The organism is Vibrio sp. L85 (assembly GCF_963871815.1).
GTDB classification, from domain to species: domain Bacteria; phylum Pseudomonadota; class Gammaproteobacteria; order Enterobacterales; family Vibrionaceae; genus Vibrio; species Vibrio harveyi.
On the sequence record NZ_CAWMYL010000223.1, the window covers coordinates 1 to 409 of the forward strand.

The following is a 409-nucleotide window of genomic DNA, read 5'->3' on the forward strand; positions in this document are numbered from 1 at the left end:
ACTTCCTCATAAAAGTTAGAAGGTAGAATGCCATCGCTAGGTAGCAGTGATGTTAGAGGGAAGTTCTTTCTGTATTCGTGATGGGCGCTTATCTGGAATACACGCTCTGCACAACTAGTATCAAGTCCTAGTTCAAAATTACCTTCATCGTTATTTCCAGCGAGATAGAACGAGCCTACGGTATCGAACAGTCCAACAAAACGAACGCTACAGGTGCGCGTCTCGTCAGGATAGTAACCATGTTTAGGTTGGCTACTGACATCATCTTGGTGTGCCAATAAGTTTGGGAAAACTTCACCGAATGCTTCACCATCTCGTGGCTTGTCATAATCAGGTAATCCATCTTTAACGGCATTAACAAAGTGACGAGCTAAAGCCGCGCCGCGGCTAAAACCGAAAACATCAAACT

The 409-nt window shown here is 44.5% G+C and carries 1 protein-coding gene; it reads right to left on the reverse strand.

The genetic code is table 11. The features are described from left to right. Nucleotides 1–409 (reverse strand): phospholipase effector Tle1 domain-containing protein (locus tag AACR11_RS21200; protein ID WP_139374629.1); only part of this gene is annotated, 409 nt, incomplete at both ends.